The organism is Flavobacterium sp., assembly GCF_049590715.1.
Taxonomy (GTDB): Bacteria; Bacteroidota; Bacteroidia; order Flavobacteriales; family Flavobacteriaceae; genus Flavobacterium.
This window is the reverse complement of record NZ_JBAWDL010000199.1, coordinates 1-8,871: the sequence shown is the minus strand read 5'-3', so window position 1 is coordinate 8,871 and position 8,871 is coordinate 1. Positions and strand designations below refer to the sequence as shown.

7 protein-coding genes are annotated in these 8,871 nt (G+C 33.7%); 2 read left to right on the top strand and 5 right to left on the bottom strand.

The genetic code is table 11. The features are described from left to right. Nucleotides 1–563, top strand: a 563-nt coding sequence (locus tag WBQ70_RS08985) for an IclR family transcriptional regulator (protein WP_423913123.1), incomplete at its 5' end; no start/stop codon positions are given. A gap of 453 nt (nt 564–1,016) precedes the next feature. Here WBQ70_RS08985 and ung read toward each other — a convergent pair. Beyond that, a complete protein-coding gene (gene ung / locus WBQ70_RS08980) occupies nt 1,017–1,697 on the bottom strand; it encodes a uracil-DNA glycosylase (protein WP_423913120.1) in 681 nt (226 codons plus the stop codon). A 216-nt stretch (nt 1,698–1,913) separates the two neighbouring features. Between ung and WBQ70_RS08975 the strand changes: the two genes are divergently transcribed. Beyond that, the gene (locus WBQ70_RS08975) at nt 1,914–4,082 is read left to right on the top strand and encodes an endonuclease MutS2 (protein ID WP_423913118.1); all 2,169 of its coding nucleotides are present in this window, start codon (nt 1,914–1,916) and stop codon (nt 4,080–4,082) included. 180 nt (nt 4,083–4,262) lie between these two features. On the opposite strand, the gene WBQ70_RS08970 is transcribed toward WBQ70_RS08975, so the two are convergent. From WBQ70_RS08970 to mnmA, 4 genes are all read right to left on the bottom strand, one after another. Continuing rightward, nucleotides 4,263–4,673, bottom strand: coding sequence for a hypothetical protein (locus WBQ70_RS08970; RefSeq protein WP_423913115.1), 411 nt, complete (start codon nt 4,671–4,673; stop codon nt 4,263–4,265). Nucleotides 4,674–4,719: 46 nt separating this feature from the next. Continuing rightward, the gene (locus WBQ70_RS08965; protein ID WP_423913114.1) at nt 4,720–5,664 is read right to left on the bottom strand and encodes an NAD(P)H-dependent flavin oxidoreductase; all 945 of its coding nucleotides are present in this window, start codon (nt 5,662–5,664) and stop codon (nt 4,720–4,722) included. Nucleotides 5,665–5,673: 9 nt separating this feature from the next. Beyond that, on the bottom strand, nt 5,674–7,296 hold the full coding sequence (locus WBQ70_RS08960; RefSeq protein ID WP_423913111.1) for a S8 family serine peptidase: 1,623 nt from the start codon (nt 7,294–7,296) through the stop codon (nt 5,674–5,676). Nucleotides 7,297–7,395: 99 nt separating this feature from the next. Next, nucleotides 7,396–8,583 carry a tRNA 2-thiouridine(34) synthase MnmA gene (mnmA, locus tag WBQ70_RS08955; protein ID WP_423913108.1) on the bottom strand — a complete coding sequence of 396 codons (1,188 nt, stop codon included), beginning with the start codon at nt 8,581–8,583 and terminating at the stop codon, nt 7,396–7,398. Nucleotides 8,584–8,871: the final 288 nt, after the last annotated feature.

Here is an 8,871-nt window from a genome sequence, read left to right as displayed (position 1 = left end):
GCTTATCGCTCAAGATGTATAGTCTTTCACACCGTCACACCCCATTTGATGAATTAAAACGTGTGTCGCATTACCCTATGCACAATTTATCGGCAGTAACGCGTCAATCCTGTCATTTAAGTATTATTAACAATGATCAATTGTTGATTATTGCTCAAATGCGTAGCCCTAACGCCGTATCGCTTTCCATTGAAGAAGGGACACATTTTCCGCTCACTTTGACCACATCTGGCAGGGTTTTCTTATCGATGTTTCCTGACGAAAAAATAAACGATATCCTCAACCGTGATATTCATTATAATAAATGGAATCAAAAACAAAAAGACGAGTTGGTGGAATCCATCCAAAAAGTAAAAGAAGATGGCTACCGTTTTGCCAAAAGTAAAATCACCAGTGGAATCACTGATTTTGCCGTTCCCATAGGTCTTGATGACTCGGATCTAAAAGCCGTTTTGGCTGTATCCGTGTTTACCTCCAGCTTAGACGACGAAATTAGTGTAGAGCAAATTCTAAAAGCACTCAAAACCACCCAAGCCGAAATCAACACCTTGATTGGAGGATAAAAATGTCAAAAGAGTAATATTTTAGTAGTAATATCAAAGCTGTGAAAAATCTCCGTCTGGACACAAGTTTTTATATTGGCGAAAAATAAATTTTGATAGAGAGGTAATTAAGAGATATAAAAGACTCACTTAATCAAAGTGAGATTATAATAAGCTTCCAATAGAAGAAAAGATATCTTAGAAATGGATAGGGTGCCAAAATTCAAAAAAGTATGAAGTCAAGCTGAAGAAATAAATCCAGTATGAAGAGGAATCATCAACTACTATCACAAATTTCGGAAAAAGCGATATTAGAAACATATGGGGACAACTAAGAAGACGACTACTTAAATGGGAAAAATACGTAAAATTATTACTGAAATAAAAAAAAGACCGAATTGAATATGCTCTATTGTATGTTAATATTTTGTGTGTTAGTATCTTAGATAACTGTCAATCTTTAAATCTTAACACTTAACTTCCTTCTATCCAATCAATCGTATTCAATCCCTTCTCCATCAAATACATATTTGTTTGACTAAAATGTTTGTTCCCAAACCATTTTCCTTGATTCGCACTCATAGGCGATGGATGTCCAGATTCCAAAACTAAATGTTTCGTTCGATCAATCTTAGCACCTTTCTTCTGAGCAAATCCTCCCCAAAGCAAGAAAACGATACCCTTTTTCTCTTCTGAAATTTTCTGAATAACAGCATCCGTAAAACGATTCCATTTTAGATGTTTGTGGCTGTTAGGACTGTCTTTTCTAACCGTTAAAGAAGCATTCAATAACAAAACTCCTTGTTTTGCCCAAAATTCTAAATTCCCAGAAGTAGGCACAAAAATCGAATCCAAATCATGACACAATTCCTTATAAATATTCCGTAACGATGGTGGAATCTTCACCCCATCATTCACAGAGAAACTCAAACCATTCGCCTCTCCTTCACCATGATATGGATCTTGCCCAATAATTACTACTTTTAGGCTTAATAAAGCACAATTATTAAAAGCCGAAAAAATCAACTCTTGCGGAGGAAAACAAGTGTTTGTTTTGTATTCTTCATCAACTGTTTTTATTAATTCTTTAAAATAAGGTTGTTGTATTTCGTCTTCTAAAAGAGTTTGCCAATCAGGAGTAAGGTTAATTTGCATTTTAATACTAAGTTTATATTACAAAGATACATTTCCTTAGATAAAAAAGTAAAAAAGATATTTCATAAAGCTACAATGAGAATAACAAAGCTTCACTAAGAATTAGTAAAAGAGTCTATAAATATACCTTTGTGTGTCTCTGTGAAAAACTTTGTGATTCTTAGTGAAATAGCCATACGATTAACTATTTTTGCATAAAAGAAGCACTCACATAGAATGATATCCATTACCGAAAAAACACTACAAGACTTACAGTTTTCAACCGTTCTTGAAACCATTTCAGCCATCTGCAACACAGAACTTGGAAAACAAAAAGCTTTATATATAACTCCATTTAGAGACAAAGAAACTTTGATGGAATCCTTGATGCAAACCTCAGAGTATGTTTCATCTTTTCAAAATAACAACGCTATTCCTAATCATGGTTTTGATGCCATTACGCATGAAATTAAATTTCTAGCGATTGAGGATAGTATGCTTGAAGTAGGAAGTTTTAGAAAAATTGCCAATCTTTCGACTACAGTAAATTTCTTGTTGAATTTTCTACAAAAATTTGACGATTACTATCCATACATCAACAAAAGAGCAAATGAAGTCGAATTAACCAAAGATATTATCTCGCTTATTGATGTAGTCGTTGATAAATATGGCGAAATTAAAGACAATGCTTCTCCTGATTTAGTAGATATTCGCAGGAATATGAATTTAATTCGTGGCAAAGTCAATCAAAGTTTTGGAATCGCTTTAACACAGTATAATGGTTTAGGATATTTAGATGACATCAAAGAGAGTTTTGTTCAAAACCGCCGCGTTTTAGCTGTTTTAGCCATGTACCGTCGAAAAGTTCGTGGAACCATCTTAGGAAGTTCTAAAACGGGAAGCATTGCATATATTGAACCTGAAACAACCTTACGTTATTCCCGTGAATTAAGCGTGCTGGAATACGAAGAAAAAGAGGAAATCAACCGCATCCTAAAGCAATTATCAAACAATATAAGACCCTATTTGTCTTTGTTAAAAAAGTACCAAGACTTCCTAAGTGATGTAGATGTGATTGCTGCCAAAGCAAAATATGCGGATAGAATCAACGGAATCTTACCTGAAATCACTGATAACCGTCGCCTGTATTTTAGAGATGCTTATCATCCTATTTTGTATTTGAATAATAAGCAAAAAAAGGAAATCACCTATCCACAAACTATTGAGTTGCAACAAGAAAATCGCATCATTGTGATCTCGGGACCTAATGCTGGAGGTAAAACCATCTCGCTTAAAACCGTGGGATTACTCCAATTGATGCTCCAATCAGGAATGCTTATTCCAGTGCATGAACGTTCAGAAACCTTTTTATTTGACAGGATACTTACAGATATTGGAGATAATCAATCTATTGAAAATCACCTTAGTACCTATAGTTACCGACTAAAGAACATGAACTACTTCTTGAAGAAGTGCAACGACAAAACCATGTTCTTGATTGATGAATTTGGTACAGGTTCTGATCCTGAATTAGGAGGAGCTTTGGCGGAAATATTCTTGGAGGAATTTTACCATCGAGAAGCCTTTGGAATTATTACGACCCACTACTCCAATTTGAAAATTCTAGCGAACGAATTGCCATTTGCAACCAATGCTAATATGCTTTTTGATGAAAAATCATTAGAACCTATGTACAAATTAGTCTTAGGACAAGCGGGTAGTTCATTTACATTTGAAGTCGCATTAAAAAACGGAATTCCATTTAGTTTAATTAACCGTGCGAAGAAGAAAATTGAAGTTGGAAAAGTTCGCTTTGACAAAACGATTGCAACTTTGCAAAAAGAACGCTCTAAGATGGAGAAAACCTCTCAAAACTTAAAAGAAGAGGAAACTAAAGCCCGTGAAGAAGGAAAGAAAATGGAAACCATTAATGAAAAAATAAAATCCAAACTAGAAAGCTATCAAGAATTGTATGATAGCAACCAAAAAACAATCTATCTAGGACAAAAAATTGATGATTTAGCAGCCAAATATTTTAATAGTAAGAATAAAAAAGATTTAATTGGTGAGTTTTTGAAAATCGTTGAAATCGAAAATTCAAAACGTAAAATAGCAACACCTAAAGAGGTAAAAGCTATTGTAGCCAAGAAAAAAGAAGTTATCAAAGAGGCAGAAGTTATCGTTGAAGAAATTCGTCAAGAAAAAAAAGAAAAGAAACTAAAACCTGTCATCGAAAAGCCTAAACACATTTTAAAAGTAGGTGATCGCGTCCGTATGATTGACGGAAAAGCTGTGGGAAGTATTGACAGCATTGAAAAAAAGAAAGCTACAGTCAATTACGGGATTTTTACTTCTAAAGTAAACTTAGAGGAATTAGAATTGGTTGAGGCAGTTAAGAAAAAGTAAATGACACAAGCTAAAAGTTATTATGATTGAAATTTGGAATTTTCATATTGAAAATCAATTTTATCTAGTGTGATGAGTGAGACATCCTTTTGTGCTAGCAAAAGCGGAAATAAGAAATATAGATAGCGGACAGTATGAATCTAAGTTTTATAGGCCTATATATAATGCTTTAAAAAAATACTACATATTGAATAAATTGTATAATATAATTCGATCACCGTAATTAATATACAATTGTTTACGATTGTCTTGGTTTTTACGGGTAATAATCGATATTATACAGTCAATCCCATTGTTGTTTTTACATGTAAAAGAATAAACAATATCAGTATCACTTTCTGTTTCTGGAAGGTAATTCACCACTTCAAATAATTGGATCATTTCAGAGTACACTACGATTCGGTTTTTATTGGTATCTAGCGTCACTAATAGATTTACTAAATTCAAATCAGACCATTCGCCCCATTTTCCATTTGGTTTTTTATCTAAAACACTTAGCCCAGAAGTTTTAAACTTATACGTTTGGCTATGTATATTTTGTATTGCAAAAACAAAAAACAATAAGACTATAGCAAATTTTAATGAGGTCATTTTTATATCTTTTAACATTATGAGATTCCTCCCTGTATTTTTTTACTTAAAAAGCTTTGTGAGATAATTCCATTCTAGCTTTTTCAAAATTTGTTATGATTTCTTCGATAATTATTTTAGCAGGTTTGATGGTATGAATCAATCCTGCAATTTGTCCTATTTCGAGTTCACCAGCATCTAAATCACCTTCAAACATTCCTTTTTTAGCTCTAGTTCTCCCTAATAATTCTTTTAAATCATTAGTAGTAGGACATTGAGAATATAATTTCTGAATCTCTTCATAAAATTTATTTTTTATTAATCGAACAGGAGTTAATTCTTTTAACGTCAATTGGGTATCTCCCTCCTTTACTTCTAAAATCTTTTGTTTAAAATTTTCATGTGCCGAGGATTCCACCGAAGCTACAAATCTACTACCTATTTGCACTCCGTCAGCTCCTAGAACCATTGCTGCCAGCATGCCTTGCCCTGTTGCGATCCCACCCGCAGCAATTATGGGAATATCAATTTGTTCTTTCACCATAGGAAGTAAAGTAAAAGTAGTAGTTTCATCTCTACCGTTATGACCACCTGCTTCAAAACCTTCAATTACTACAGCATCCACTCCTGCCGCTTGTGCTTTTAAGGCAAAAGTAACACTACTCACAACATGAACAACGGTGATACCATGCTGTTTCAAATAAGGTGTCCAAGTTTTTGGATTTCCTGCTGAAGTAAAAACGATTTTCACTCTTTCTTTAACGATAATATCTATGATTTGTTGCAAATCAGGATACAACATAGGAATATTAACTCCAAAAGGTTTTGAAGTTGCTTTCTTGCATTTTTGAATGTGCTCCTGGAGTATTTCCGGATGCATAGAACCAGCGCCTATCAATCCTAATCCACCAGCATTACTAACGGCACTAGCTAATTTATAACCACTTACCCAAACCATTCCTGCTTGGATGATAGGATACTCTATATTAAAAAGGGACATAATTCTATTCATAGAGGTACATTAAAGTTTAATAATTTTTCCTGTTTTCGAAAATGTATTAAATTCTAATTTGTAAAAATAAGTACCACTTGATAAAGATTCTAATGAAATGGGCTCAATAGGCACTAAACTTTCTGCTTCTAAAACTTTTTTACCAAAAACGGAATAAAACAAAACACGTCCGTTCTTAAAGCTTTTTGGAAAATCTACATGAACAAAGTTTGTTGTAGGATTAGGATATATTTTTATAGTCTCTGATTCTGAAAAATCTTCAATTTCAGGCAATACAATACCCAAAGCCAAACTAAAATCAGGAATTCCATATCCATATTCATTAGTAGGACTCGTAAATTTACTTGAAGACCGAATTACCATATCTTTAATTTCTTGATTGGTTTTATGAGGGAATGCTTGCCATAAACAAGCAACCATACCAGCAATAATAGGTCCAGAAAAGGAAGTACCACTAGCAGTAACTATATTTCCTTTTTCATCAGATAAAATAGTCGCTTGTCCTTGTGCCATTACATCAGGTTTGATTCTTCCATCATAAGAAGGACCAATAGAACTAAAACCAGCCCTTGTACCTTTACTATTAACTGCTCCTACTGTCAAGACTGAAAATGCATCGGCAGGTGCACCAATATGTGGTTCTGAAGTATTTCCTTCATTTCCTCCCGAAGCAACTACTACCATTCCTCTTGAAAAAGCAATATTAGCTCCTTTAGAAACAAAAGTGGCATTGCCAGACATATCTGCATAATTGTAATCATAAGCCGAATTAGTATGGTCTCTAAAATACCCTAATGAAGTTGTAATGATGTCAACACCTAAACTATCTGCTTTTTCTGCTGCCTGTACCCAATAGGATTCTTCAACAGGATTTTCATCAACATCATCTTCAGTAATAAACAAATAATAAGAAGCATCAGGAGCACTTCCTACTAATGAATTTTCAGAATATCCTGCCATACTAGACAATACATAAGTACCATGTGTTCCTCCTGAATAATAGTTATCATTATGCCCTACAAAATTATAGCCACCTACTATTTTATTAGCGTTTCTTATTCTTGCAAAAGGAGCAACAGTATTCACACCTGGAAATCCAGAATCCAAAACTGCAATAATTTTTCCTAATCCAGTATAATTTTGTTTGTGTAATACATCACCATTAAGCATCTTAATTTGGTTTTCCGAAACACCATAGTTATGGTTAACTGTAGTATTTTTTGTTTTGCCTGCCATTCTTACTTTTTCAGTTTGAGCAGACTTATTGGATAAATTTAATGTTTTATTAGCAAAAATAATTTTTTCAATAAAAGGATGTTTTTTTAACGATCGAATAGCAGCTACATTTCCTCTTAGATGAATTGCATTTAACCATTTAGACTGAGCCATCACCGTAAAACCATTAGTTTTTTTGACTTCGTTAATGAAACTGTAATTGATTGGAATATCCTTAAAGTCGATGGCTATTTTCTGATTGCTACGTCTGTCTAAAGCTCTTTGAGAAAGCATTTTTAAAGGAGCGTCATAATAAACTTGTTCATTTGCTTTAGCATTAAAATAAACCCAAGCTTCCTCCTGTGCTGTGATAGCAAAACAGATAAAAAAGAAAAATAAACATAAATTTTTTTTCACAGAAATGAAATTAATTAACTAATTAAAGACAGTAAATATACTAAACTCCTTTAATTAATGTTAACACAATGAATCCTTCCTCTAAATTAGTAAAAAAAACTAAGAAATCACCCCAGAACCTACTAATTCGTCCTCATGATACCAAGCTGCAAACTGTCCTTCGGTAATTGCTGATTGTGGTTCGTCAAAAGTAATATACATTCCGTTTTCAAATTGCTGTAACGTAGCTTTTTGCAACGGTTGACGGTAACGAATACGCACCATCGCTTCCATTGTCCCTCCATTGGCCAAAGCCAAATCTTCCCGAATCCAATGAACCTCTGACGATTCAATAAATAATGCACTACGAAACAATCCCGGATGTTGTGCTCCCATACCTGTATAAATCGTATTCGTTTCTACATTAGTTGCAATGACAAACAAGGCTTCTTTGGTTCCGCCTACATTTAATCCTTTTCGTTGTCCTACCGTAAAATAATGTGCTCCTTGGTGTTTTCCTACCACTTTACCCATCTTAGGCGTATAATCAACTTTGCTTGAAGATAAAGTTAATACATCAAAACCTAAAACTTTTTCTGCTGACTCAGTTGTATAAATAGGGTCTAAAGCATCAATTTGTATAATTTGACCTTCTTTGGGTTGTAGTTTTTGTTGTAAAAATTCTGGTAAACGTACTTTTCCAATGAAACAAAGTCCTTGTGAATCTTTCTTTTCAGCAGTTACTAATTCCATTTCGGATGCAATTTCTCGCACTTCTGGTTTGGTTAATTCACCTATTGGGAACAAAGCCTTAGACAATTGTTCTTGTGATAATTGACAAAGAAAATACGATTGATCTTTATTAGTATCAATTCCTGCTTTTAATTGGTAAACGATTTTACCTTCTACTTCTATTTCGCTTTTACGACAATAATGACCCGTAGCTACGAAATCAGCTCCAAGACTTAATGCGATTTTCATAAAAACATCAAACTTTATTTCGCGATTGCAAAGTACGTCAGGATTTGGAGTACGTCCTTTTTCGTATTCGTTGAACATATAGTCCACAATTTTCTCTTTATATTCTTCGCTTAAATCAACGGTTTGAAATGGAATTCCAAGTTTTTCAGCTACTAATAAAGCGTCGTTGCTATCTTCTAACCAAGGACAATCATTCGATATAGTAACCGAATCATCGTGCCAGTTTTTCATAAAAAGACCGATCACTTCATATCCTTGTTGCTGTAACAAATAAGCTGCTACACTGGAATCAACACCACCCGAAAGACCTACTACAACACGTTTCATTATAAATTTTGTTTTTGTGAGAGTGCAAAGGTACAACCTTTATACGGCTATTTACCTTAAACTTTGTTAATTCCAGCCCGAACGAGCTTGTTTACTTAACCGCAGATTCGCAGATTATTACAACCTTTATTATGTAACTAGAGATAAATTAATTTGCGCTAATTTCGCTGAAAGCGATTTATTTACAATCAAAAATTTTATTCAACCAACGAATTTGAGGCTGTTTTTTTTATCTTTTAGAACTAAATTTGTAGTTAATTCCTTTTTTGAGTATTAGCTGTTTTAAGA